The sequence below is a fragment of the Streptomyces sp. NPDC001406 genome (genome assembly GCF_042895285.1).
Classification (GTDB): Bacteria; Actinomycetota; Actinomycetes; order Streptomycetales; family Streptomycetaceae; genus Streptomyces.
Genome location: NZ_JBIAWG010000001.1, coordinates 175,967 through 201,185, shown reverse-complemented (window position 1 = coordinate 201,185; position 25,219 = coordinate 175,967). Strand labels below are relative to the sequence as shown.

22 protein-coding genes are annotated in these 25,219 nt (G+C 68.3%); 8 read left to right on the top strand and 14 right to left on the bottom strand.

From position 1 onward, the window contains the following. Positions 1–5 precede the first annotated feature (5 nt). The 4 genes from ACFY1J_RS00905 to ACFY1J_RS00890 form a co-directional block, all read right to left on the bottom strand. Positions 6–1,130, bottom strand: a complete 1,125-nt coding sequence (locus tag ACFY1J_RS00905; RefSeq protein ID WP_390730347.1) for a TIGR03364 family FAD-dependent oxidoreductase — start codon at positions 1,128–1,130, stop codon at positions 6–8. A gap of 132 nt (positions 1,131–1,262) precedes the next feature. Beyond that, positions 1,263–2,018 (bottom strand): GntR family transcriptional regulator, encoded by a 756-nt coding sequence (locus tag ACFY1J_RS00900; protein ID WP_390706793.1) that lies wholly within the window; start codon positions 2,016–2,018, stop codon positions 1,263–1,265. A 61-nt stretch (positions 2,019–2,079) separates the two neighbouring features. Then, positions 2,080–3,078 carry a hypothetical protein gene (locus ACFY1J_RS00895; RefSeq protein WP_390706794.1) on the bottom strand — a complete coding sequence of 333 codons (999 nt, stop codon included), beginning with the start codon at positions 3,076–3,078 and terminating at the stop codon, positions 2,080–2,082. A 265-nt stretch (positions 3,079–3,343) separates the two neighbouring features. Then, a complete protein-coding gene (locus ACFY1J_RS00890; RefSeq protein ID WP_390730346.1) occupies positions 3,344–4,450 on the bottom strand; it encodes an ROK family protein in 1,107 nt (368 codons plus the stop codon). 48 nt (positions 4,451–4,498) lie between these two features. Here ACFY1J_RS00890 and ACFY1J_RS00885 point away from each other — a divergent pair, with 48 nt between their 5' ends. From ACFY1J_RS00885 to ACFY1J_RS00875, 3 genes are all read left to right on the top strand, one after another. Further along, on the top strand, positions 4,499–5,569 hold the full coding sequence (locus ACFY1J_RS00885) for a Gfo/Idh/MocA family oxidoreductase (RefSeq protein ID WP_390706796.1): 1,071 nt from the start codon (positions 4,499–4,501) through the stop codon (positions 5,567–5,569). Continuing rightward, positions 5,569–6,078: a heme-degrading domain-containing protein gene (locus ACFY1J_RS00880; RefSeq protein ID WP_390706797.1), complete on the top strand. Its 510-nt coding sequence runs from the start codon at positions 5,569–5,571 to the stop codon at positions 6,076–6,078. Before ACFY1J_RS00885 ends, ACFY1J_RS00880 begins: the two co-directional genes overlap by 1 nt. A gap of 76 nt (positions 6,079–6,154) precedes the next feature. Continuing rightward, positions 6,155–7,021, top strand: coding sequence for an LLM class F420-dependent oxidoreductase (locus tag ACFY1J_RS00875; protein ID WP_390706798.1), 867 nt, complete (start codon positions 6,155–6,157; stop codon positions 7,019–7,021). A 110-nt stretch (positions 7,022–7,131) separates the two neighbouring features. Here the strand turns inward: ACFY1J_RS00875 and ACFY1J_RS00870 are convergent, their stop codons facing one another. The 4 genes from ACFY1J_RS00870 to ACFY1J_RS00855 all read right to left on the bottom strand — a co-directional run bounded on the left by ACFY1J_RS00870 (position 7,132) and on the right by ACFY1J_RS00855 (position 9,836). Continuing rightward, on the bottom strand, positions 7,132–7,989 hold the full coding sequence (locus ACFY1J_RS00870) for a fumarylacetoacetate hydrolase family protein (protein WP_390706799.1): 858 nt from the start codon (positions 7,987–7,989) through the stop codon (positions 7,132–7,134). A gap of 126 nt (positions 7,990–8,115) precedes the next feature. Beyond that, positions 8,116–8,838 carry a YidC/Oxa1 family membrane protein insertase gene (locus ACFY1J_RS00865; protein ID WP_390730345.1) on the bottom strand — a complete coding sequence of 241 codons (723 nt, stop codon included), beginning with the start codon at positions 8,836–8,838 and terminating at the stop codon, positions 8,116–8,118. Positions 8,839–8,944: 106 nt separating this feature from the next. Then, positions 8,945–9,256 (bottom strand): DUF6412 domain-containing protein, encoded by a 312-nt coding sequence (locus ACFY1J_RS00860; RefSeq protein WP_363295370.1) that lies wholly within the window; start codon positions 9,254–9,256, stop codon positions 8,945–8,947. Between the two features lie 52 nt (positions 9,257–9,308). Next, the gene (locus ACFY1J_RS00855; RefSeq protein ID WP_390706801.1) at positions 9,309–9,836 is read right to left on the bottom strand and encodes a winged helix-turn-helix transcriptional regulator; all 528 of its coding nucleotides are present in this window, start codon (positions 9,834–9,836) and stop codon (positions 9,309–9,311) included. Between the two features lie 68 nt (positions 9,837–9,904). Here ACFY1J_RS00855 and ACFY1J_RS00850 point away from each other — a divergent pair, with 68 nt between their 5' ends. After that, a complete protein-coding gene (locus ACFY1J_RS00850; protein WP_390706802.1) occupies positions 9,905–11,344 on the top strand; it encodes an MFS transporter in 1,440 nt (479 codons plus the stop codon). A gap of 51 nt (positions 11,345–11,395) precedes the next feature. On the opposite strand, the gene ACFY1J_RS00845 is transcribed toward ACFY1J_RS00850, so the two are convergent. From ACFY1J_RS00845 to ACFY1J_RS00825, 5 genes are all read right to left on the bottom strand, one after another. Continuing rightward, entirely contained in the window at positions 11,396–11,890 is a 495-nt protein-coding gene (locus ACFY1J_RS00845; RefSeq protein ID WP_390706803.1) for a hypothetical protein, read from the bottom strand. Positions 11,891–12,015: 125 nt separating this feature from the next. Continuing rightward, a complete protein-coding gene (locus ACFY1J_RS00840; protein WP_390706804.1) occupies positions 12,016–13,020 on the bottom strand; it encodes a hypothetical protein in 1,005 nt (334 codons plus the stop codon). A 15-nt stretch (positions 13,021–13,035) separates the two neighbouring features. Further along, positions 13,036–17,574 (bottom strand): DUF6531 domain-containing protein, encoded by a 4,539-nt coding sequence (locus tag ACFY1J_RS00835; RefSeq protein WP_390706805.1) that lies wholly within the window; start codon positions 17,572–17,574, stop codon positions 13,036–13,038. 13 nt (positions 17,575–17,587) lie between these two features. Then, on the bottom strand, positions 17,588–17,899 hold the full coding sequence (locus ACFY1J_RS00830) for a hypothetical protein (protein ID WP_390730344.1): 312 nt from the start codon (positions 17,897–17,899) through the stop codon (positions 17,588–17,590). Between the two features lie 127 nt (positions 17,900–18,026). Then, positions 18,027–18,839, bottom strand: coding sequence for a class E sortase (locus tag ACFY1J_RS00825; protein ID WP_390730343.1), 813 nt, complete (start codon positions 18,837–18,839; stop codon positions 18,027–18,029). Between the two features lie 307 nt (positions 18,840–19,146). Here ACFY1J_RS00825 and ACFY1J_RS00820 point away from each other — a divergent pair, with 307 nt between their 5' ends. The 4 genes from ACFY1J_RS00820 (at position 19,147) to ACFY1J_RS00805 (ending at position 24,282) form a co-directional block, all read left to right on the top strand. After that, on the top strand, positions 19,147–20,622 hold the full coding sequence (locus ACFY1J_RS00820) for a beta-1,6-galactanase (protein ID WP_390730342.1): 1,476 nt from the start codon (positions 19,147–19,149) through the stop codon (positions 20,620–20,622). A 118-nt stretch (positions 20,623–20,740) separates the two neighbouring features. Beyond that, positions 20,741–21,757 carry an SEC-C domain-containing protein gene (locus ACFY1J_RS00815; RefSeq protein ID WP_390730341.1) on the top strand — a complete coding sequence of 339 codons (1,017 nt, stop codon included), beginning with the start codon at positions 20,741–20,743 and terminating at the stop codon, positions 21,755–21,757. A gap of 207 nt (positions 21,758–21,964) precedes the next feature. Beyond that, the gene (locus tag ACFY1J_RS00810) at positions 21,965–22,831 is read left to right on the top strand and encodes a hypothetical protein (protein WP_390730340.1); all 867 of its coding nucleotides are present in this window, start codon (positions 21,965–21,967) and stop codon (positions 22,829–22,831) included. Between the two features lie 302 nt (positions 22,832–23,133). Next, entirely contained in the window at positions 23,134–24,282 is a 1,149-nt protein-coding gene (locus ACFY1J_RS00805; protein ID WP_390730339.1) for a hypothetical protein, read from the top strand. Here the strand turns inward: ACFY1J_RS00805 and ACFY1J_RS00800 are convergent. Further along, positions 24,260–25,105: a DUF6602 domain-containing protein gene (locus tag ACFY1J_RS00800; RefSeq protein WP_390730338.1), complete on the bottom strand. Its 846-nt coding sequence runs from the start codon at positions 25,103–25,105 to the stop codon at positions 24,260–24,262. The genes ACFY1J_RS00805 and ACFY1J_RS00800 overlap by 23 nt on opposite strands. Positions 25,106–25,219: the final 114 nt, after the last annotated feature.

Sequence of the window (25,219 nt, the reverse complement as noted above, 5' to 3'; positions counted from 1 at the left end):
CTTCCTCACCAGCCCAGTTCGTTCGCGGTGGTCTCGGCTATCGCGGGCGAGCAGGTCATGCCGCGCCCGCCGGGCCCGGTGACCAGCCACACCCCGTCGCTCACCTGCTGCCGGTGCACCACCCTGCCGGTGTCGGTGCACTGCGCGTACACGCCGGCCCAGCGGCGCCGGATCTTCGGGAGCGGCCGGCCGAGGAGGGATTCGATGACCTCGGTGAGGTGGTCGTAGGGGTCCTCAAGGGTGTCGAAGGCGAAGGGGTGCTCGTACTCATGGGTGTCGCCGATGGTCAGACCGCCGTCGGCGCGCTGCACCATGAGCAGTTGCATCCCGTGCTCGGCGGCGGTGCGCGGCTGCGGCTGCCGGGCGTTGAGCTCGTCCAGGGCCGGGGAGGCGTAGGCGGGGTAGTAGCGGAAGCTGTCCGCGTCGGCGACCGAGGTGGTGAGCGGTTCGCCCAGCGGGTCGGTCTGCATCATCTGGAGCCGCACGCGGCGGACCGGCAGGTCGGGTCCCGTCAGCTCGCGGACGAGTCCGCCCAGCCAGGCGCCGGTGCACAGCACGACCACGTCGGCGTGGTGCACATCGCCGTGGTCGTCGCGGACGGCACCCGCGCCGACCACCTCGCGCACCTCGCGTCCCGGCAGGAAGGTGTAGTTCGGGGACTTCGACAGCTCGGCGCGCAGGGCGCGCTGAGCGGTGCGCGGCTCGACGGCGGCGTCGCGCTCGCAGTACAGGGCGGCGGTGAAGTCGCCGCGCAGCGCGGGGTTGAGGGCGCGCGCCTCGCCGGGGGTCAGCAGCTTGTAACCACGGGCGGCGGCGTCCGCACGTGCCACGGCGGCCTCGGCGACGGCGAGTTCGAGGGGGCCGCGCACGGGGGTGAGGGATCCGATGGCCCGGAACCCGAGGCCGGGCACGCACCCGCCGATCCGCTCCCACAACTCCCGGGCCCGGAGCGCGGTTTCGAGCTCTTCCCCGCCCGCGCGTCCACTGACCCAGATCTGCCCGAAGTTGCGCAGCGAGGCGCCGCGCGCCTCCGCTTCCCGCTCGATCTGCACGACCTGATGGCCGCGTTCCACTGCTTGCCAGGCGTGCATGGTGCCCACCACGCCTGCTCCGACGACTGTCACTCTCACGGCGGCAACGCTCCTCGCGATCGGGGAACCGGAACGGTCCGGCTGACAACGAGAGCGTGAACGAGCCATCACGTTTGGGCTAGACCCGTTATCATTTCGTGATACTCGGAGGGAGTGCCGTGCGGGTCGCTCTCAGCCAGTGAGGTGAGCCGTGAAGGAGAACCGGTCCCCTCGGTACAGGCCCCGCACCCGCTCCAGCGGGCGTCCCTCGGTGTCCCTGGAGACCCGGTGGATCAGCAGCATCGGCAGGGCGGGCGGGGTGCCGATCAGGAGGGCCTCGCGCGGGGTGGCGAGCACGGTCTCGACGCGCTCGTCGGCGTCGCCGAAGCCGATGCCCTGCTCCTGGAGGTAGAGGTAGAAGGACGAGTCGGGCTCGAAGTCGGTGTCGAGGCGCGGGACGCGGGAGACGGCGACGTAGGTGCTCTCCAGGCCGACCCGCCCGTCGTCGGCGAGCAGCACACGCTCCAGGTGCCAGACGGGTTCGCCGCGGGTGAGGCCGATCTCGGCGGCGAGCGCCTCCGGGCAGGGGAAGCGGTCGAGGCCGACGAGGTGACGACCGGGCCTGCGCCCCTGCCGCCGTACGCCTTCCGTGTAACTGGCGAGGGACAGCGGCTGCTCCAGCTTGGGCCCGGCGACCACGGTCCCCCGCCCCTGCCGTCTGAGCCGCCCCTCCAGCACCAGTTCGCGCACGGCCTGGCGCACGGTCTCGCGGGCGACGTCGTACCGCTCGGAGAGGTCGCGCTCGGTGGGGATGAGGCTGCCCTCCCCCAGTTCCTCCAGGAGGGCGGCGATCCGCGCCTTCACGGCGTAGTACTTGGGGATGCGCCCGTGCTCGGGGATGCCGGCGCGGACGGGGGCGCCGGGGGCCTGGTCGTTCGGGTAGTCCACGGGAGGGATCGTCGCAGACGGGGCGACCGGTGGTGATCGCGGACCCCCGCGCCCTCGCGGCTCAGCGCCGCCTGCGCGCCATCAGATACGCGCCCCCTCCGGCGAACAGCAGGACGGTGGCACCGGCGAGAGCACCGTGCCCGGCCCCGAGCCCGGTCCGCGCAAGCTCCCAGGCCCGCGAACCGGCTCCTTCGCCGGCGCCTCGACCGGCACCGTGACCGGCACCTTCACCGGCCCAAATGTCGTCCCGGTCCCCTCTACCTCCTCCCCCGCCTTCGTCTCCGCCGCCTCCTTCATCCCCGCCGTCTCCACCGTCTCCGCCGTCGCCTGCGCTCTCCTCGGCCACCGGGGTCTGTTCCGGCTCCTTCGTCGGCATGGATTCCTCGGCCGTGGGGAGCGGGGTGCCCGAGCCGCTGGGTGCGGCGGACCGGGGAGTCGCGGTGGGGATGGGCCCGGGTTCGACGCCGATCCCGAACCGGTAGTCGTTGGACTGCCCGATCCAGTCGCCGTCCTGGTTGTGGCGCTGTACGAGGGCCGCGTTGGCGGTGACCGCGTTCGTCACGGCGTCGGAGGTGAGGGAGAGCCGGACCTTGACGCTGACGGTCTTGCCGGGACCCACGGTGAACCCGGGGAAGCCGTCCGCGTCGAACACGCCGATGAGCTCGTGCGCGTCGGTGGTCTCGAAGCGGACGTCGTGGGCCGTCGCCCCGTCGTAGAACTCCAGCTTGGGCTGCGAGGCCTTGAGGGCACGTTTGTCGTCGACGAGCACGAGGACGGGGTGTACGGCGGCGCAGGTCTGGCGGGTGGTGTTGGTCAGGCCGATGTACCAGGTGCCGTACCCGCCGCCGGCCTCGTAGGAGGTGGGACCGCCATGGATCCGGCTGGTGAGCGGAAAGCGCTGGTCGTCGGCGCCCGCGCAGGACGCAGCGGAGTCCGCCCGCGCGACCGCCGACGACAGGGGGGCGAGAACGGCGGCTGCGGCGAGGCAGAGGGACAGGGGCGTGCACAGTCGCATGAACACATAACCATCCCGGGCGGGGTGGCCGACGGACGGCGCCATTCCGCTCGGGCACCTCGAACGGCGGCGCGAATCCGCCCGATCGGCGCAGAGGCGTACCCCCTGGGGGCGCAGACGCGTTCGCCGTCCTAGGAACCCAGACGCGTACGCCCCGCCGGCACAGACACGTACGCCGTCCTAGGAGCCCAGACGCCTACGCCCCAACGGCACAGACACGTACACCGTCCTAGGAGCCCAGACACCTACACCCCAACGGCACAGCCCCGTATGCCCCGCACGCACCCCGCACCCCCACCCCAGGCAGACGTCAGCCGTCCGCCCGCCCGAACACCGGTGCCAGCATCAGCTGCGCCGCCCCCTCCGCCACCCCGCCGGAGGCGACCCGCACGGGGACCGCCCCGCCGAGCGCGCCCTCCCGCCGAGCCCGCTGCGCCAGCACCCCGGCGACGCCCCGCACAAAGACCTCCGGCGCCGCGGCGACCGTACGACCGCCGAGGAGCACCTGATCGATGTCGAGCAGCCCGACGAGATTCGCCGCCCCGACCCCCAGCACCCGGGCCGCCTCCGTCAAGTCCCCCCGCCGCACCGCCGCCAGGCACAGCGCCTCGATGCACCCGCGCCCCCCGCACCCGCACACCGGCCCGTCGAGCTGGATGACCTGGTGGCCGAACTCCCCCGCCCCGGTCCGCGCCCCCCGGTGCACGTTCCCGCCGATCACCAGACCGGCACCGAGCCCCGTACCGAGATGCAGATACGCGAACGACCCGCCCTCGCCCGCGACGGCCAGCCCGAGCGCCGCCGCGTTGGTGTCCTTGTCGACCACGACGGGAATCCCGAGGCGCCCGGCCAGCGCGTCCCGCAACGCGAAGCCGTCCCACTCCGGGAACCCGGTGACGCGGTGCAGAACCCCGTTGGTGTGGTCGAGAGGGCCGGGAGAGGCGACGCCCATCCCCAGGAGGGACGCCCGCGCCCCGGACACCAGCCCCTCCACCTCCCGTGCGGCGGCCTCGACCACCGACTCGGCCCCGGCTCCGAAGTCCAGGCCGGCCCGGACCTCGCCGACGACCGCCCCGGTGAGATCGCAGAGCACCGCCCGCAGTTCGTCGCGGTCCAGATGCACCCCCACCGCGTGCCCCGCCTCCGGCACCAGCCGCAGTACGGTCCGCGGCTTGCCTCCGGTGGACGCCCGCCGCCCCGCCTCCGCCGCGAATCCCTGCTCCCGCAGCCGTGCGGTGATCTTGCTGACGGCCTGCGGGGTGAGCCCGGTCCGCTCGGCGAGTTCGAGCCGGCTGATGCCCTCCGCACCGGCCGTACGCAGCAGGTCCAGCACCAGCGCGGTGTTGTGACTGCGTACGGCGAGCAGATTCGCTCCCGTGGGGCCGCTGCCGCTCTTCGTCCTGTTCACGCCACCCATTCTCCCCACCACTTGCACTTTGGCAACAGCGTTGCGAAAGTGGGACGCATGACTGCTGGTACACCCCTCCGCGTCGGCCTGGTCGGCTACGGCCTCGCGGGTTCCGTCTTCCACGCCCCACTGATCGCCGCCACCGAGGGCCTCGCCCTCGACACGGTGGTCACCTCGAACCCCGAGCGGCAGGAGCAGGCCCGCGCCGAGTTCCCGGACATCCGGCTCGCCACCGCCCCGGACGAGCTGTTCGACCGTGCCGACGAGCTGGACCTGATCGTCATCGCGTCCCCGAACAAGACGCACGTCCCGCTCGCCACCGCCGCCCTGAAGGCGGGCCTCCCGGTCGTGGTGGACAAGCCGGTCGCGGGCACGGCGGCCGAGGCCCGCGGTCTCGCCGCGCTCGCCGAGGAGCGCGGACTGCTGCTGTCGGCCTTCCAGAACCGCCGCTGGGACAACGACTTCCTGACCGTCCGCAGGCTGATCAGCCACGGCGAGCTGGGTGACGTATGGCGGTTCGAGTCCCGCTTCGAGCGGTGGCGGCCGCAGCCCAAGGGCGGCTGGCGCGAGTCCGGCGACCCCGCAGAGATCGGAGGTCTGCTCTACGACCTCGGCAGCCATGTCGTCGACCAGGCCCTGGTCCTCTTCGGCCCCGCCACGCAGGTGTACGCCGAGACCGACATCCGCCGCCCGGGCGCGGAGACCGACGACGACACCTTCATCGCCGTCACCCACGCGAGCGGTGTCCGCTCCCACCTCTACGTCTCCGCGACGACCGCCCAACTCGGCCCCCGCTTCCGGGTCCTCGGCTCGCGCGCGGGCTATGTGAAGTACGGCCTGGACCCGCAGGAGGCGGCGCTGCGGGAGGGGCTGCGGCCCGGCCCGCAGTGGGGCGCGGAGCCCGAGTCGCTGTGGGGCCGTCTCGGCTCCGGCCAGTCCCCGCTGACCGGCGGCGGCGATCCCGTACCGACCCTGCCCGGCGACTACCCCGCCTACTACTCGGCCGTGGCGGCGGCCCTCACCGGCGCCGGCCCCAACCCGGTGACCGCGCTGGAGGCGGCCGCCGCCCTCGACGTGCTGGAGGCGGCCCGGCGCTCCGCCCGTGACGGTGTGGCGGTGACCCTCTGATGCACCACCCGAAGATCACCCCGAAGTACACCCCCGAGCTCACCCCGTCCGTGGAGGAGCTGGAGACCCAGGAACGGCACCTGGTCTTCCCGCGGTTCACCCACGACGACGCCTGGGCCCTCGGCTCCCTCCTCGTCGAACTGGCCCGCGAGCGCCAGGCCCCCGTGGCCATCGACATCCACCGCTCCGGCCAGCAGCTCTTCCACGCGGCGCTGCCCGGCTCCACCCCCGACAACGACGCCTGGATCGCCCGCAAGCGCCGGGTGGTGGAGCGCTACGGCGCCTCCTCCTACCTGGTCGGCGCCCGCTTCCGGGCCAAGGGCACGACGTTCGAGGAGGCCTCCCGCCTCGACCCCGACAGGTACGCGGCACACGGCGGGTCGTTCCCGGTCAACGTGGAGAACGTGGGCATCATCGGTGCGGTCACCGTCTCCGGTCTGCCCCAACTTCAGGACCACCGCTTCGTGGTGGAGGCGCTGGAGCAGTTCCTGGGCCGGCCGCCCCAGTAATCACCGGCGGGATTAACCCGAGGCTCCCTCCGGTTGGCACTGTCCATACGTCTGACAGCCGGAGGGAACGGAACCGATGAGCGGCACCCTGAAGGAAACGGTCGGCCGGTACGGCATCTGGAGCGTCGGGCTCCGCGCGGAGGACCCGGCCCGCCGCGCCGAGATCGCCGAGGCGGCCGCCGAACTGGAGGAACTCGGCTACGGCGCGGCCTGGCTGGGCGGCAGCAGCGCGGCCCAGCACGCCGTACCACTACTGGCGGCCACCTCCCGGCTCGCCGTCGGCACCAGCATCCAGAGCATCTGGCAGTACGAGGCCGACGCGAGCGCCGCTGCCTTCGCCGAGGTGGAGACGGCCCACCCCGGCCGCTTCGTGCTCGGCCTCGGGGTGAGCCACGCCAAGTTCGCGGACCAGTACCGGCGCCCGTACTCGGCCCTGGTCACCTACCTGGACGCCCTGGACGCGGCCGGGGTCCCCGCAAGCCGCCGGGTCCTCGCCGCCCTCGGCCCGAAGACCCTGGAGCTGAGCCGGGACCGGGCGGCGGGCGCGGTCCCGTACCTGGTCACTCCCGAGCACACCGCCCAGGCCCGCGAGATCCTCGGCGAAGAACCCTTGCTGGCACCGGAGTTCAAGGTCGTCCTGGAGACGGACCCGGCCCGCGCCCGCGCACTCGCCCGCGACAGCCTCGCCATGTACCTCACCCTGCCCAACTACACCAACAGCTTCCTGCGCCTGGGCTTCACCGAGGACGACCTGGCCTCCGGCGGCAGCGACCGCCTGATCGACGCGCTGTACGCATGGGGCGACGAGGACCGGATCAGGGACCGCGTGACCGCCTTCCACGAGGCGGGCGCGGACCACGTGGCACTCCAGGTGGTCAACGGCGGCACGAGGGACGCCCTTCCGAGGGAGGCATGGCGCAGGCTGGCATCACTGCTGGCGTGAGTGGAAACGCCCCAAGGGGCGCGGGGCTGAATCGATATGCGGCTCCGCCGCGTGGGCGCGATCACCCACTTACGGCCTTCACCCGCCGAATTCGCGCAGCCCCCACCCCATCAGGCGTCTTTGAACTCCTGCCGCTGCCGCCCGAGCCCCTCGATCTCCAGCTCGACAACATCCCCCGCCCTCAGATACGGCTTCGGCTCGGGCTGCCCGAGCGCAACCCCCGCCGGCGTACCGGTGTTGATGACATCACCGGGGTACAGCGTCATGAACCGACTGACGTACCGCACGACTTCCGCGACCGGAAAGATCTGCTCGGCCGTGGTCCCGTCCTGCTTCAGCTCACCGTTGACCCACAGCTTCAGCGACAGACTCTGCGGATCCGGAACGTCGTCCGCCGTCACCAGCCAAGGCCCCAGCGGATTGAACGTCTCGCAGTTCTTCCCCTTGTCCCAGGTGCCGCCCCGCTCGATCTGGAACTCCCGCTCGGACACGTCGTGCGCGACCGCGTACCCCGCGACATGCGCGAGCGCCTCCTCGGCCGACTCGACGTAGCGGGCCGTACGCCCGATGACGACCGCCAGCTCCACCTCCCAGTCGGTCTTCTCGGAGCCGCGCGGCACGAGCACGGTGTCGTTCGGCCCGACGACGGTGTCCGCGGCCTTGAAGAAGATGACCGGCTCGGCGGGCGGCTCGGCCCCCGTCTCCCGGGCGTGGTCGTGGTAGTTCAGCCCGATGCACACGATCTTCCCGATCCGGCCCAGCGGCGCCCCGACCCGCAGCCCGGTCGCGTCGAGCGCGGGCAGTTCCCCGGCCTCGGCAGCGGCCCGGACCCGGCCGAGCGCGGCGTCGTCGGCGAGCAGCGCCCCGTCGATGTCGTCCACGATCCCCGACAGGTCCCGCAGGGTCCCCTCGGCGTCGAGCAGCGCGGGCCGCTCCGCCCCCGCCGTACCGACTCGCAACAGCTTCATGGTCACAATCTCCCTCGATCGCGAACGCCCCGCCGATGTGTGCAGCCATCGGAGGACTGGTCGATCCTCCAAGGTCGAGGTCCAGTCCGCAATACCCGGTTCACGTACTGGACCGTAACCGGGCCCTCAGCGATAGAGCACCGCGCGCTCCACGGCACTCCAGGTCGTACTGGTCACGACATACAGCGCGGCGGCCAGCGGCACCACGGCGACGGTGACGATCGTCAGGTACGACATGAGGGGCATGATCCTGCCGACCGCGGCGAGCCCCGGCACCTGCTCGCCGCCGTCCCCGTCCCCCACCGGCAGCGCACCGCCGGCGGTCGCCATCCGCTTCGTACGGACGTAGTTGAAGGTGGCGACGGTGGCGACAACGGCGAAAAGGGCGAGGTAGACGAGCCCGGCGCCCCCGAAGACCCCGCCGTCGCCGAGGGCGTCGGCCCATCGCCCGCCCAGCGGCGCCGCGAACAGCTGGTGGGTCAGCAGCCCGTTGCCCTCCCCGCCGATCGTCGAGTTCGAGAACAGGTGGTAGAGGAGGAAGAAGGCGGGCAACTGGAGGAGGCTGGGCAGACAGCCGGACAGCGGCGAGACCTTCTCCTCGGCATGCAGCTCCAGCACCGCCGTCTGGAGTTTCTCCGGATTCTTCGCGTGCTTCTTCCGCAGCTCGGCGACCTTCGGCTGGAGCGCGGCCCGGGCGCGCTGACCGCGGGCGGCGGCCCGGGACAGCGGATGCACGAGGAGTCGTACGAGCGCGGTGAACACAACGATCGCGGCGGCGGCCGCGGACGCGTGGAAGAGCGGCTGGAGCAGATCGGCGAGCTGCTCGACCAGGTTGGCGAAAACGGACATGGGTGAGTCCTCCGTGGGTCTCGTCGTGCCGGAGTGATGCGGGATGGCGGCATGACGACCCGCGCGGGGTCACCTGTGTGTTTCGGTGTTTCGGGGGGTGATCGCCCTACGCGGTGGTCGCCGGGAGGGCGCGTCCGGGCGCTCGGGGACGTGGCCGCCCCGAGGCGTCGGGATCGCGTTGCGGCAGGAAGGCCGTACGGCGGTCGCGGTCGCGGATGGCCGTACGCACCCGGGTGGGCGGCACGGCGGGCGCGCAGCGCGCGGCGATCAGGGAGCAGAGGGCGAGCGCGGACCCGGCCGCGGCGGTCGCGGCGAGCGCGACGGTGGCGGAGAGGGTGCCGGTGTCGAGGAGCGCGATGTCGAGCAGCAGGAGCAGCAGGACGGCGGCGGGACGCGGGGATGCCCAGCGGCGAACCATTGCCTGCTGCTCCTTTCGACCACCTGTTGCACGCGCGTCGTCCTCGCGCTGCTTATGCGTGTCCGGTCTCCAGGGGCTCCAACAAGCGCTTGGGCTTGAGCAGCGCCCGGCTGACCGGATCGGCCGGGTCGGGATCGAGTCCCGGTCCCGGCGTAATGAGGACGTCCGCGGGGGGTACGAAGGTTCCACAGGCGGGGCATTCGCCGTACGGCCCGAGTTCCGTACCGCAGTCCACGTGCCGGAAGTAACGCAGCTGGGTCTCGCTGAAGTGCTCCCGCCCCCAGACCGCGAGCGCACGCAGCGCCGGCCACAGGGCGACGGCGCGGTCGGTCACGACGTACTCGTCCCGTGGCGGCGACTCCTGGTACCGGCGCTTTTCGAGGATCCCCTCCTCGGTGAGCGTCTTCAGGCGGGCCGAGAGGACGGCGCGCGGGATGCCGAGGTGGACGAGGAAGTCGTTGTAGCGCCGGACGCCGTAGAGCGCGTCGCGGACGACCAGGAGCGTCCACCGCTCGCCGACGATCTCCAGCGCGCGGGCGATCGAGCATTCCTGCGTCGCGTAGTCCTTGCCCAGTGCCATGGCGTCCACCTTAGCCACTTTCCGAAGTGTTGGTTCAATGACCGAACCGACGGTGCTACGGTACACCCATGACAAGGTTCAATGAAAGAACTCTCCAGCGTGCGGAAGCAGCGGAGCCCACCGCCAAGCAGAGCGCGCCACACACGGCGCCGAACACTGGACCGAAGGCGGAAGCGCCTCCGCACCCCCGGGCCACGCTCGCCCTGACCAGCGCCGCGACGGCGGTGGCCCTGATGACGTACACGGCCCCGGTGGTCACGCTCCCCGGCACGGTGGCCGCCCTGCACACCCCCGTCTCGGCCCAGGCCTGGCTCCTGAACGGCACCCCACTGGGCCTCGCCGCCCTGCTCCTGGTGGCGGGCAGCCTGGCCGACGACTACGGACGCCGCCGGATCTTCCTGCTAGGCACGCTGGCCCTGGGCGTGACGACAGCACTCAGCAGTCTGTCCACGACGACGTGGATGTTCACCCTGACCCGCATAGCCCAGGGCGCGGCCAGCGCGGCGATCCTGGCGAGCAGCCTCGGCCTGCTGGTGGCCGCCTTCCCGAGCCCGCGGGGCAGGCTGCACGCGACGGGCGTGTGGGGAGCCTTCGTGAGCGGCGGCATCGCGGTCGGCCCGCTGGTCGCCGGGTCACTGCCCGACTGGCGGGTGGCGTACGGCGTCCTGGGCGCGGCGACGCTGATCGTGGCCGCGCTGGCCGTCCGCCCCCTGACCGAGTCCCGCTCACCCAGGGGCGGCCGTCCGGACCTGCTGGGCGCACTGACCTTCGGCCCGGCGCTGGTGGCACTGGTGGCGGCACTGACCCTGGGCCGGGACGGCTGGCTGCGGGCACCGGTGGAGCTGCTGTTCGCGGCGGCCGTCCTGCTGCTCGCGCTGTTCGCACTGGTGGAGCGACGGGTGAGCACCCCCATGATCGACCTGGGCCTGCTGCGCCACCGCCGCTTCCTGGCGTCGTCGGCGGCCGGCCTGTTCACGGGCCTGACGGTGATCGGCCTGTTCAGCTTCCTCCCCGCGGTACTGCAGCAGGCGCTGCACATGACGGCGATGAACACGGCCTGGCTGTTCCTCCTGTGGTCCGGCCTGTCCTTCACGGTGGCCCTGCAGGCCAAGCGCCTGGCGGGCCGCGTGGCCCCGCGCCTGCAACTGGCCATCGGCTTCCTGCTGCACGCAGCCGGCGCGCTGACGATGCTGGGCGCGATAGCAGCGGATTCCTGGCCCCGCCTGATCCCCGGCCTGGTCCTCGGCGGCATGGGCAGCGGCCTGCTGAACGCCGCGCTGCCTCTGCTGGCGGTGGAGTCGGTACCGGTCGCGCGAGCGGCAATGGGCTCGGGCGCCCAGCAGACGTTCCGCTACATCGGCTCCTGCGCGGGCGTGGCCCTGACGATCGCCTTGGTGACGTCCTCCTCCGGCGGCTTCGGCCAGGGCACGAACGTGGCGATCGTGGTGTCGGCGGCGCTGGCCGTGGTGGGGGCGGGGAGTGTCTTGGCGCTGCGGGAGCGGAGCTGAACGACGGCCGCCGGAACGCGCCGGGAACACCTCGGACGCGTCAGGAACACCTCAGAAAGGAACGCCCGCCGCCCAGTCGCCGGCACGCACGAGGACGGGCCCACTGACCTCCTCGGCACCGGCGGCACGGGCGAGCCACCGGAAGTCGTCGCAGCCGAAGAAGTACTCACCCCAGGAGTCCACCCACACACGAGCCGTGCGCTCACCCGACTCCCTGAGATCCCACCAGGCCCAGCCACGAGACTCGTCCCCGGGCTCGAACTGCCAGAGCCAGCCCTGCACCTTCCACGACTCACCCCGCCCCGTACTCGCCGCGACGAACCATTCAGGGACGAGGTCGACGGGGAGCTCGGCCCCGCCGAAGGGCTGAGCGAGCGCGAGCCGAAGAGCGGCGCCGAGTACGGCACGCACCCGGGCGTCGAACTCCGCGACCGGAATCCCCGTACGCACGTCGAAGGCGGACAGCACGGGCGGCACGTCCTGCACCGCGGGCCGCCCCACCACCCGCTGCAACTCCCGCTCGATGTCATCGACCTCGTGAATCATCACTCACTCCCAGCAGGATGGACCCGGCGCCGCGTGGACGTTCACTCGCCGCGGTCTCCTCGTAGCGCGCCCGAAAGGTCGGGAGGGGCGACCAGGGAACTCTCGCATGTGAAGCCGCGGGCGACTCACTGGAGGATGACCTTGTAGTCGTGCCGGAGGTCCATGGAGCACCGGAAAACGTTCAGCGAGCCGCCCCTGCCCACCCTCACCTGCGTGGGGGTGTTCATTCCATGCGTGCCGATGAGGTCGCGGTCCTCCAACGGAACCCAGCTGGTGCTTCCACCCAGCTCCAGGGAGTTGATGGCCAAAAGGAGCTCCATGGACGCCCCGCACGAAGCGCAACTGATCGCATAAGGGCCCGTCACGCCCCAAGTTGCGTAGCCGCCGACCTTCCAGCCCGGCGCGATCGAGAAATCCTCTTCATAGGTGAGGAAGTCCTCGCCACCGTCGGCCTCCTCGTTCTCCTCTTCCCATTCCTCGACACGCTCCCGCAGGCTTTCACTCAGGAGCTCGATGTACTCGTGCTCCACGACCTGTTCCGGATGGAGGACACAAGGCTCGGGCACATAGCCCGCGTCGCCCACCACGTCCGGCAGGGGCGGATGCAGGAGCGGCGCGCAGTCGGCCGCCCGGCGCCAGCAAAGCTGAATGCCGGGGGTCGCTTGCCGCCCGTGCGCACTGAACGGACACCACAGGACCTGGAGGAGGTCGTGCCCCTCCGGAACGACGAGGTCCGGCACGTCCTGGACGCGTAGCTGGGCGAGCGGGACGAGGGGGACGGGCGAGGTCTCCTGGAAAGCGGCAACGTGATGCTCCCGGCGGAGCTCTCGCAACCTCTCCAGCTCCTGCTCCGTCGGACCTGTTTCTGGGCTGCGACGCCATGCCTCATCCAGCACCCGCCGCTCCTCGTGAATGTCCTCGATGCGACGACCGGTGTCACGAGGATGCGCTTCTCGGCAGGTCGGCCACGGCTCGTCAGCCGGCCACAGGAACGGTCCACCGATGGAGCTGTGGAAGGGGTCGGGCGTTCCGGGACGCGGATGCAGCCGCGTGCAGCTCTTCCGATGGTCGGCCAGTTCGGGGAACCGCGCCTCGATGTCCAATGGCCGGGCCGGGGTGGTGCGAGTCATTTCCTCCTCGTTTCTTCATGGACGGTTTGGTTGCCAACCTGGAATTGCGGTGCGCACACCCGAAGCGGGGTTGTCGACGTCCTTCTCGAGCCGGAATCCCCGGTTTCCGTATGCGCGCAGTTCGAGCCTGAGGGGTATCGGGTTTGTTCCGGCATAGACAGGTTTCACTGAATATTGGACGATCTCGCCGTCGTTGACCGCTGCATAGACCATCGCCTCATATTTACTCATCACCGGGCTGTTCGATGGGTTCTGTGTGAGGGTAACCAGGTTCTGGCGCCCCAGCCTCCCCTTTCCCGGCCCGCCGAGTATGCGGGCCAGTAGGTGCCCGCGTGCTTCGTTGAATGCGTCGCCGTTCCCTCGCCAGCCCGGCGGGGTGATCCTCCCTGCCTCCGAACCCGGTGGTTGGTCAAGCATCTCTTTCCGCAAGGAAGCCCAGATGCCAGTTGGGCGGTCCAGACTATCCAGCTTGCCGAACCGGACACTTCCGTCCCATGAGTAGCCGTCCATCTTGCAGGCTTTCGGCACCAGCCCGAGGGGGTCGCTCCATGTCTCGGGATTGGAGACGTAGGCCACGGGGTTGGGCGCCGGTGTCAGACCGAACGGGTCGGGTGTTGTGTAGCGAGCCGTTTCCGGGTCGTACTGGCGGAAGAAGTTGTAGTGGAGGCCGGTTTCGGGGTCTGCGTACTGGCCGGGGAAGCGGAGCGGTGTATACGCGCTGGCATCCCGGTTCCAACTGGTGATTCCCCACAGGGTGGCTCGGGTGTACCAGGCGATGTCGCCGTGTTCGTCCACCAGTTCGGTGGGAGTGCCGACCAGGTCGGTGATGATGGCGAAGAACCGAGAGTCCACATCTTCGTGGGTGGCTGCTGCCAGGGAGACGTCCGAGGCGGTGATCTTCCGTTCAAACTGGGCGATGGGGTGCTCTCCGTCGTACTCCCATGTGGTGATGACACCTGTGGTGAGGTCCGTCTGCTCGGCCAGCTCCGTCCCGTCCCAGGTGAAATGGATGGTCTGTTGGCAGGTTTTACCGTCGGCAGATGTGCGGTGCTTCGCCGTGCGACGGCCCAAGGGGTCGAAGGTGTAGGTCCACTTGGTGCCATCGGGTGTCGTACAGGAAACGAGGCGGTCCTCGGTGTCGTACTCGTAGCGCCAAGTGTCGGGTTTCCGGGACAGGTAGGTCTTTTGGCGGAGAGTGGTGCGGCCGGCGGCGTCGTACTCGTAGCGGATGTGCCCCGCGGACCGTATGCGAGTTCCGGTGTAGGTGCGTTCGCCGCGTGCCTCGGGATGCGACGCGCTGTCCGGCCACCGGGCGCTGGTCTGGTTGCCCGCCGGGTCGTAGGTGTACGTCTCGGTCCAGCGGTCGGCTGTGATGGCGAGCGGACGTCCCACGGAGTCGAGGGAGACGCTGCGGTGCTCGTTCGCAAGGCGGTCCTCGATACCGATCAGGCTGCTGTCGGCCCGGTACTCGTACGCACGGGAGCGCAGAGTGCGGTCCGTGGTCGTGAGGCGCTGGCTGCTGCGGCGGTTGAGCTGATCCCAGGCGTGATGGAGTGTGACGGGAGCGGAACGCGGTCCGAAGACGCGAGTCGTCTCGCGACCGAGGACGTCGTGCGATCGAGCGAGCTCGTGTCCGGCCAAGGACACACCTGTGACCATGTCGCCGTCATCCCATGACAGGTGACTCACGGCACCGAGTGGGGTCGTACGGGTGGTGCGCCGGCCCAGGGTGTCGTGGGTGTAGTGGGTCGTGCGGCCGTCCACGGTTTCGGCCAAGACCCGGCCCAGCGCATCGCGTTCCAGTACGAGTGTTGATGTCTCGGTCCTGGCCTCGATGAGGTGGCCTGCCGTGTCGTACGCGTACGTGGTTTGGCTGCCGTCCGCATCCTTGGCCAGGATGCGGCCAACCGGGTCCAGCCGGTGCGTGATGGTCTGGCCGACCGGGTTCGTCCGTGAGACGAAGCGGCCGGCCGCGTCGTAGGTGTACGTCAGCGTGCGACCGTCGAAGTCGGTTTCGCAGAGCAGGCGCCCAGCGGCATCGTATTCGTAGTCCCACTTCAGCCCTTGCGGGTTGGTGACGCCGGTGAGGCGCAGTTCTGTGTCGTAGGTGAACGTGTAACGGGCATCGTCCGGGCCGGTCCGGGCGGTCAGCATGTCGAAGTCGCCGTATTCGAAGCGGGTTGTACCGCCCGATGCGTCGATGTGCGACGTGCAATTGCCTTCGGCGTCGTACGTCCACGATTCGCTGCTGCCGTCGGGCGCGGTGCGTCGGGCCATATGCCCGTCTGTGGTCCACTCCAGCCGGGTGACGTTCCCCGACGGATCCGTGACGGTGGTCTGCCGCCCCAGGAAGTCATATGTGTACGAGGTGGTGGCACCCTGCGGGCTGGTCACCCCGGCAGGCAGGCCGGCCCTGTTGTAGCGGAAGCGCGTGGCGCGGCCGAGTGGGTCGGTGACGGCTTCGAGCAGACCATCGGTCCCGTAGGCGAAGTGGGTCGTGGCACCGATCGGGTTGGTGACAGAGGTGCGGTTGCCGTGACCGTCGTAGACCTGACGCCACACACTGCCGTCGGGTCCGGTAATGGCGACCGGTAGGCCCCGATCGTCGTACTCGGCGAAGACGACCTGATCGTCCGGATGGACGACGGAGGTGAGTAGGTCCTGTTCGTTGTAGCGATGGCGAGTGGTGTGGCCGAGGGCGTCCGTAAGGGCGATCAACCGGCCTTCGGCGTCCCACTCCTGGTGCCTCGTGTTGCCGAGAGGGTCGGTCTCGGCGATGAGCCGGAGCGCCTCGTTGTGCTGGTAACGGGTGCTGTACCCCAGGGCGTTGGTGACAGTTGTGGTGCGGGTCGCGTCGTCATAGGTGAGCGTGCCGGTGAGGAAGCCACCGCTTCCTTCGGTGCGTACGACGCGGCCGTGTTCGTCATAGGTGTAGGAGTACGAGTTGGCGTTACGGTCGGTCCAGGAGGTGATCCTCCCTGCTTCGTCGTAGGTGAAGCACAGGGGCTGACCTGAGGCATTGCGGACCTCGGAGAGACGGCCTTCGTCGTCGTAGCCGTAGGACACCAGAACCGTTCCGCCGGCACCCGGGCGCTCTGGGTCGAGGGCGCGCAGAGCGGTGATACGTGCGAGTTCGGCGTGGTGGTCGAGCGCCACGCGGTAGCCACCGGAGTGAGACACCTCGACGGGTATGCCAGCCTCACTGTAGTGGACAGTAATCCGGTGACCGTGGGGGTTTTCGATCACCTGCAGGGGCAAATCGACCGCATCCCCGTCACCGGTGGGTTGCGGGCTGTGGAAGATGTACGTCAGACCGGTTGAGGCATTCGTGATCCTCATCGCGCCGTCGGTGTCGGTGTCCCAGGCCAGAGGTATTCGAGGGCCGGTTTCCGGGTAGACCGGTTCGCTCGCATCGGGAGGGAGGCGAGGGTATACCAGTCTGGATCCATCGGGTGCCGCGTAGGTGATGCCGTCGTCGGCTGCCTGGAGCCGCTGGTCGAGCGTGGACGCCCAAGAGGGGCCGAACCATCCACCCCAGCGGTAGGACGAAAGGTGAGTGCGTTCAAGGAGCAGAGGCAGTGCACCCGGCAGCTCGAGATCGGTCTGCGGGAGCAGCACTGTTCCGGTGGCCACATCGATCGGGTCGAGCTTGCACTCCTTCTCCGCAGCTTGGATCGCGGCTTCGAGTTCCTCGGCCTCACCCGGTCGCAGCTTGAGCCGGGACAAATCGTTTCCGCCGAACTTCAGGGCTTTGGCCAACCTTGCCAGTTCACTGGGTTTGAGCGACTTCAATCCCTTGCCGAGGGCCTTGCCCAGCACCCCGAACCCGACGCCCATCAGCGCACCCTCGGTCAGGATCCCGGCCAGCTTGTCAGGGTCTTTGAACGCGCCAGGATCCTCCAGCAAGGTCTGGAAGGCAGAGAACTTCGCCCCCTCGGCCGCCATCTTGCCCACTTGGGCAACACCGCGGATCTCCTTCAACGCCTGCAGCGCCCGCTCCACGCCCCGGATGACCTCCATCACCCCGCGCACCACGGACCCGAGCGCCGTACCCTCCTCCTCGATCCGCCCGACCAGCGCCACCACCTTCAGCGCCCGCTCGCCGGCCATCAGATTCGAGGCCACCTCCGAGGCACCGGCGGTGAGAATCGACAGCGCGAGCCCCGCGATCTCGAACTCCGCGATCTCCGCGAGCATCACGCCGATCTCGGAGAGCAACTCGTGCGCCTTGTCCGCGAAGTCGTCCAGCGCCTTCGCGCCCTCCCGCAGCGAATGCGCCATCTCGTTCGCGCTCTTACGGGCCGACTTGGACCGCTTGTGGAAGGCCTTGGCCGCCTTGCCCTCCCACTCCACTCCCGACAGCGCCCGCTCGGCGGCCGCCGACGCGTCCTCCAGCCCCTTCGCCAGGTGCCGCCACTTCTTGGCGATCTCCCGTACCCCGTCCGGATCCACCGCCGGATCCGTGATGCCCAGGAACTCCAGGCGACTGGCGAGCTTGTCACCGAACCAGTGGTTGGCTCTGTTGATGTAGTGCAGAGGGTTGAGATCCACCATGACTGTGCGCCGCTCAGCCCTTCTTCGCCCGGGCCGCGGCCGCCAGCAGAAGATCCAGCAGATCGAAGGTGTCGGACACCTCACCGATCAGCTTCGCCTCCGCCTCCCACTCCTCCTCCAACTGCTTCGTCAGCTTGGACAGAGTGGTCATGCCCTTCTCTATCTCGTCCTTCGCACCCAGCAACGAACCCAGCGCCCCCAACGCCTTCAGGTCGTGCTGCTGCTCCTTGAACTCCGCCAACGGCTTCGTCGTGTGATGCCCCACCGTCCGCAGCCCCGACGCCGCCTTGTGCATCGACGCGGCTTCCTTCGCCAAGTCGGACATGAGACCCGCCCCCGTAACTTCCCCGTATGCGCACGCACTTCACTCTGTGCACATGCCAACCCCATCGACACTAGGGAGAGGGATTATGCGGAAGGTATGGGCCGCCCCAAAGAAAAGCAAAGACTGACTACGACCGGGGCCGCATCGAAGTCAGCTTCCCCCACACCACCATCCGGTACTTGGAGGTGAATTCCGGGGTGCAGGTGGTCAGGGTGATGTAGTAGCCGGGATCGTCGTAGCCGTACGCGGGTCGCACAACGGAGCGCGGTACGGGCCGTATCACGCCCGAGTCCCGGGGCGAGGTCTGCGGAAGGACCTTGTCGACGCTGTATGTGTACGTCGCCGACCTGGTCTCGACCTCGACCACGTCCTTGGGCCGCAGCCGCGGCAGATACCGAAAAGGCTCGCCATGGGTGTTCCGATGCCCCGCGACCGCGAAGTTGCCTGCCTGGCCCGGCTGTTGGGTGCCGGGATAGTGACCGACGTACCCCTTGTTGAGGACGTCCCGCTTGCTCACGCCCTCGGCGACCGGCACGCGCAGATGGAGTCGGGGGATGGTCAGGATGGCGTACGCCTGGGAGCTTCGCGGAAGCGACGAGCCGACGGTGACGTACGACGGCTGCCGCCCGGCCGCTCCCGTACCCGCACCCGTTCCCGCACCCGACGAGGGAGCAGCGGACTCGACGGCAGTCACCTCAGAGGAACTGGAGGAACCGGAGGAACCACCCCCCGCCCCCCACTCCCGCTCCAACGCCTCCACCTTCCGCTCGGCCCCCCGCCGGGCCTCCCGATTGGTCCACCACAACTGATGCACGACCAGCAGCAGGAGTACGACCCCGATGGTGACGAGGACCTCACCCCCGGCCCACACCGCCCGCCGGCGCCGGGCACGCCTCCGCCGGCTGCTGTGCTGCACCACGCGAACGACGGAAGCCCGCATACGAACACCTCCCTCACCGGCCCGGGACGCCGCCCGCACGATAAAGCGCACGCCGTCAACTCACCAGAGCCGTAAGCCTTACTGACGGACGCTGACCGGACACCGGCCGGACACGGGCCGTACAGCTGCCTCGCACGCGGGCCGTACAGCTGCTTTGTACACGGGTTTTAGAAAGGGCTGTCACAACCCTCGACAACCTCACACACCACACCTGATGCTTCCTGTTGGCATGCGGGGGGACGAGCCAACGCCGGTCCATGGGAGACCGGCGCTTGAGCCGCACGCACGGAGAGGCAGAGAAGAAGCCATGATCCGACGCAGAACACTGCTGGCAGCCGCGGGAGGCGGCCTGCTCGGCAGCGCCCTGGCCACGGGCACCGCCCGCGCCGACGCGACCATCGCCGTCAACCCGTCGACGACGTATGGCACTTGGGAGGGCTGGGGCACCTCCCTGGCCTGGTGGGCCAACGCCTTCGGCGCCCGGGACGACTTCGCCGACATCTTCTTCACCACCAAGTCGACGACGTACAACGGCACTTCACTCCCCGGCCTCGGCCTGAACATCGCCCGCTACAACCTCGGCGCATGCAGCTGGAACAGCGTCAACGGCGAGAGCATGGTGGCCTCGCCCAACATCCCCGCCTTCAAGCAGATCGAGGGCTACTGGCAGGACTGGAACAACGAGGACCCCACCTCCTCGGCCTGGAAGTGGACGGCGGACGCGACCCAGCGGGCGATGCTGCTGAAGGCGACGGCACGCGGTGCGACGACCGAGCTCTTCGCCAACTCCCCCATGTGGTGGATGTGCCTCAACCACAACCCCTCCGGCGCCTCCGGCGGCGGCAACAACCTCCAGTCCTGGAACTACCGCCAGCACGCCTCGCACCTGGCGGCGGTAGCCCTCTACGCGAAGCAGAACTGGGGCGTGAACTTCGCGACGGTCGAGCCCTTCAACGAGCCCTCCTCCAGCTGGTGGACGGCGACGGGTACGCAGGAGGGCTGCCACATGGACGCCTCCGTCCAGGCGGCCGTACTGCCGTACATGCGAAGCGAGTTGGACAAGCGCGGCCTGACGAGCACGAAGATCTCGGCATCGGACGAGACGAGCTACGACCTGGCGCGCACGACGTGGAACTCCTTCAGCTCGACCACCAAGGGGTACGTCAACCGGGTCAACGTCCACGGCTACCAGGGCTCGGGCGGCCGCCGCGACCTGCTCTACACGGACGTGGTGACGATGGCCGGCAAGGCCCTGTGGAACTCGGAGACGGGCGACATCGACGGCACCGGCATGACCATGGCGAGCAACCTGCTCTACGACTTCCGCTGGCTGCACCCCACCGCCTGGGTCTACTGGCAGGTGATGGACCCCAGCTCTGGCTGGGCGGTGATCGCGTACGACGCGAGCACACTCCAGCCCGGCGCCGTCCAGACGAAGTACTACGTAATGGCGCAGTTCAGCCGCCACATCCGCCCCGGTATGACGATCCTCGACACAGGAGTGAGCTACGCGGCCGCCGCACTGGACAAGTCAGCGAAACGCCTGGTGATCGTCGCCGCGAACACCTCCTCCTCGGCCCAGACCCTGACCTTCGACCTCTCCCGCTTCACGACGGTGACGGGCGGCACGAACGGCCTGGTCCCGCGCTGGAACACGGTGACGGCCGGGGGCGGCGACCTCTACACCGCTCACTCGGACACGCACCTCTCCGGGAAGACGGTGGCCGTACCCTTCGCGGCGAAGTCGGTGCAGACGTTGCAAGTGGACGGCATCACGATATGAGCCGCCGCCCCGGCCCTGGTCCCGCCCCCGCAGGAATCCGGAAATCCTGACGCCTCCGTAGCTCTGCCGACCAGCGCATCCTCTCCCTGTGTCGTTGGTCGGCAGTACGGTGTCCCCCATGCGCCCCGACACGCCTGCCGAGAACGTCGACCACACCGCCGAAGCGGCACGCCTGGAGCGGACCGCCGGCCTGTACCCCGCGGACGCCGAGGCCCTGCTGCTGCAGTCCGCGGCCCACCTGGAACTGGCCGGCGACCGCCCCGCCGCGACCACGCTCTACGACCGTCTGCTGTCCACCCCGGACACGCTGGAGAACCCCCACCTGGTACGGGCCCTGAAGGCCTCGAACCTCTGGGAGTACGGCCATGAGGCCGAGGCCCGCGCGATCATCGACGGAGTCCGCGCGTCGGCCCCGCGGGACGCGGCCCCCTGGGTGATCGTCGCCGAGGCCCTGGAGTCCCACGACGAGCTGGAGGCGGCGCAGGCCACGTTCACGGAGGGGACGACCCTGCTCCTGACGGACGTGACGGAACCCCCGTACTCGACCCGCCCTCTCCTGTTCGGCCGCCACCGGGTGCGCCGCATGCTGGGCCTGCCCCACGACGACTGGGACGCCCTGGCCGACACCCTGCACTCCTCCCCGGTGTCCCTGGACGAGCTGCACGACCCCAAGCGGGTGTGGTCCCTGGGCTCGGACAACCCGGCGGAACTGGAAGCGGAGATCTCCCGCCTCCGAGCGGAACTCGGCGCATACCGCGAGGCACTGTCCCGCCCCTTCCCGGTGGCCGTCCTGCACTGGGCACAGGGTGAGCTGGCGGAGCTGGTGGAGGCGTACCCCTCCCTGGCGACGGAGTACCCGTCCCGCGAGGAACACCTCGCGACGATAGAGGCCTCGCTGCGGGAGCTGGCGTCTTCGGGGACACCGAACCTGGGGATCGTGACGGGCACGGTGCCTTCTTATGAGGCGTTCGCTGCGTCGGAGGGGTCGTCGCCGGGGGATGTGACGTTGCTGCCGCAGTATGCGACGACGCTGGCGGCCCGGGGGCGGGCTGTGGCTTGGCCGCCTCAGCGGGGGGCGGGGTGTTGGTGTGGGGCGGGGTTGAGTTATGGGGAGTGTCATGGGGCGGGGGCCTAGCCAGGCCACGGCAACCGGGCCAGGGGCGGAAGCACAGTCCACGGTGATCCTGCTCGGCCCTCTGCCGGGCCGAGCAGTATGAGCTTGGTGGCGCTTTCGGCATCGCTGTCCCGGCTGTGCTACCGCACAACTCTCCATCACCCTTGACACCGTCGATCGACCCTCAAGACCCTGGCACTTCACCGCGACATCTGCGAGGGGGAAGCGATGCTGCGACGGGGGCTTCTTGCCGACAGTCCGTCACATAAACAGTACAAGTGGGGACTTGGGGGGCTGATCCTGCTCGTCCTGATCTCCGTAATCGCGTATCCAAATCTGCAGCACATCTTCAACGACGAGAAGGACTTCGTCATCGGCTCGCTGTTCTCGCTAACCGGCTTCTGCTTCGCCAAGGCGCTGACGCGGGACCGCAGTGAGAAGGCACTGGAGATCCTGCGGGACACGGGAGCGTTCGAGCAGATCGCGCTGATCGAACGCAACGTCAGGGCGGCGACCGAGCGTCTCGCCAGCTATCACGATCTGCAGTGCAGGGACCCGGAGTTCTACCGGAACGCGGGCTTGCTACGGGTGGCCCTCGACGATCTCGACAAATCCGTCACCAACATCGCCGACCTGCGCATGACGCTCGGGATCAGCCCAGGTCAGATGTATCCCATCGCCCCCGAGATCCGACTCAGCCTGATTGCCGTGCGGCGGTGCCTCCACGAGGGGCTCGTCCGGAGGGACCAGGCGTACGAGTGGCTCCTGCCGCAACTGTCCCCCGAGGACAGGGAGTCCTGGGACGTGTTCGCGGTCATGACGGCCGACGTCCAGAAGGCCTCGCTCACCCTGGAGTCGCTGCTCAGCCAATACGTCACGTTTCCACCAGGCGAGTACGTCCGAACGATCCTCGGCTATCTGCGCGCAGCACTGCGCCGGTGCGAGCTATTCCGGGAGACGGCACCGGTGACGCCGAGGATCTTCACCGTGCTGGAAGAGGATCTCCAACACGCCATAGAGGATCTCGCGAGCGTGGAGACGCGATTGGCCTCCAACGCCCCCGTTCCTGCGCCCGTGCCCGTCCCGACGCAGTAGAGCCAGCCCAGGCGATCCCAAAGACGGCCACCAAGCAGACGAGGAACGCCGCCTGACTTCAAGGCCACCGACGGGAGGAGCAGGCTTGTCCCAGCCTTGGCTGACGTTCGCTTTGGTATCCGCAGCCGGGCGGCCGGCGTACGGCATCCGAGTCGTCGGGCACGCCCTCTGAGCAGCGGGGCGTATGGCGTCTTGGTGGCCGGAAAGACAACCCGAGGGCACTGACTCTCACATCGCCCTCGCTGCTTGATATGCCCCACCCGTCAGGGAAGTGTGAAAGGGCGCGATGGCATGATCTAAGCATGACAAGCAGACTGGACGAGATAGCGATAGCCCCCGGCGACGTCCTCACCAGGGAACAGATCATTAAGGTCTTCGGAGGGAGCACACAGGGCGGAATCTGCCCTGCCACAGAAAAGCGGTCCGTCAACCTGTTTTCCGACCCGAGCGTGGGCGAGAAGCTTGGTTACTACGATGGCTGGCTCGCGGAGGACGACGACCTAGGTCCGGTCTTCGAGTACACCGGGGCCGGAAAGTCCGGACCCCAGACCTTTGAGGGGGCCGCCGGTATTGGCAATAGGGCGATCCTGCGGCATGCCGAGCAGGGTCGAACCCTGAGAGTGTTCACACAAGTTGGCAAAGTGCCTCACAGCGACACAAAGACGCATGAATTTCTCGGCGAATTCGTACTGGATCAACTGCAACCCTACGTCTGGCGCCGAGTGCACGGCGAGGATCTCATCGATCGCGATGTCATCGTCTTTCGACTGAGGCCCGAGCCAGAAGGCACGGTACGGCGTTCCGCGAAAAATCTGGTCCCTGTCGCCGAGAAAACCACTGCAGAACTCGTGAACTTCACCTTAGTTACGGCAGCGATGCTTCAAACCGATCCAGCAACTAGCGGCGCACTGTCAATGCCGAAGCAGCGCCGGAAAAATCCAAGTACACAGCGAAAGCTCATCCACGCGGCAACTAGCGGCACCTTTGTGGTCCCAGAAGCATTCAACACGAGAATGAGCTTGCGTTCCGCCTCCGCCTCTTTCATAGCGGTACGTCGCGAAGCGGAGCTAACTCAAGAATACAAGGAACACCTTGAATCCTTGGGACATAGGGTCGGGGCGTTCCAGATAAGAGTTAAGGGCTTGAGTTCGACGCTTCGAACCGACTTGTATGACGCCACAGATCACACACTTTACGAAGTGAAGGGCGCCAGCGCACGGGAGGACGTGAGGATGGCCCTTGGTCAACTCCTGGACTATAGCCGCTACGTAAGCACAAAGGCGAACCCCAGCACCCCTAAGCGCACCATCCTTCTCCCCACCCAACCGGATGCTGATATGTACGACCTATGCAGAATATACGAGGTCGACATAATGTACCGAGCGAATGACGGGACATTTTCCCTCGACACCGCGCCCGCGGTCACCCCTAAGGCTTCTCTAGCGCCTTAGAATAACGCCTTGCACCAACGGTTGACCATCGGCGAGTCATCGCGCCCAAGGGTGTGGCCCCAGAATATGGCACGAGATCCAGGGGATTCATCCAGGCATCCGATAGGTGAATATTGAGATGCAGCGCAAGGGCCAGCAGGATGTCTTGGTCGGGTATCGCGTCTATCTCCACAAGCGATGCCCCAGGCACCGGAGTCCTGTCGATAAATCCAGTCGCCGGGTTCTGCCATTGCAGTTGCCCCTTGCCGAGCACCCAGACGCTGTCTGGCCACTCCGCAATGTCTCGCGTGTTGCACCATTTGACGAGATGCTCGCCTATGGTCTCCAACTTCAGGCTATCAAAAGCAATGATCATGCCGGACGTCGGGAAGAAATCATGGACCTTACCGTATGCCGACGTAGTTCTCGGAACTAGCCCCGGTGTAGGGCGATATGATTTCTTAGGCAAGCGACGCAGCTTACTGATCTTATTGCACGCATCTGCTACCTGGTCGCCGTCTAACTTGGTCTTCACCTCGATTACCCCGTACACACACTCATTGGGGATGATCCGGTACCCATTCAAGGTCGTAAAAGGAGGCGTTCCGCGGTCAGTGAGCACAATGTCACACTGAGGAGACGTTTCTCCAGTCGCAGTCACAATCTCCGCATTGTGCACGGCTTCAACATGCGACGGAAGGTAGCCGGCAAGGAAGTCATGAATAAGGAGCTCGCGTGAGGTGCCGGCCTCGCCATTATGGTTGAAGTTCTTGGATTGCTCAAAATCGGCTCGCATTCTCTTTGCGACTGAGCTAAGGATTTTTCCAAGCTTCTCCTGAGTCATACAGAGATCGTAGATCATTCGGCCTTGCGTCGGGGCAGAGTCGGATTTCTCGATGTTCGTGGCTCGGTGTCAGTACTCTCTGTTACACATGGCACAGCAGCCGAGCGATCGAAG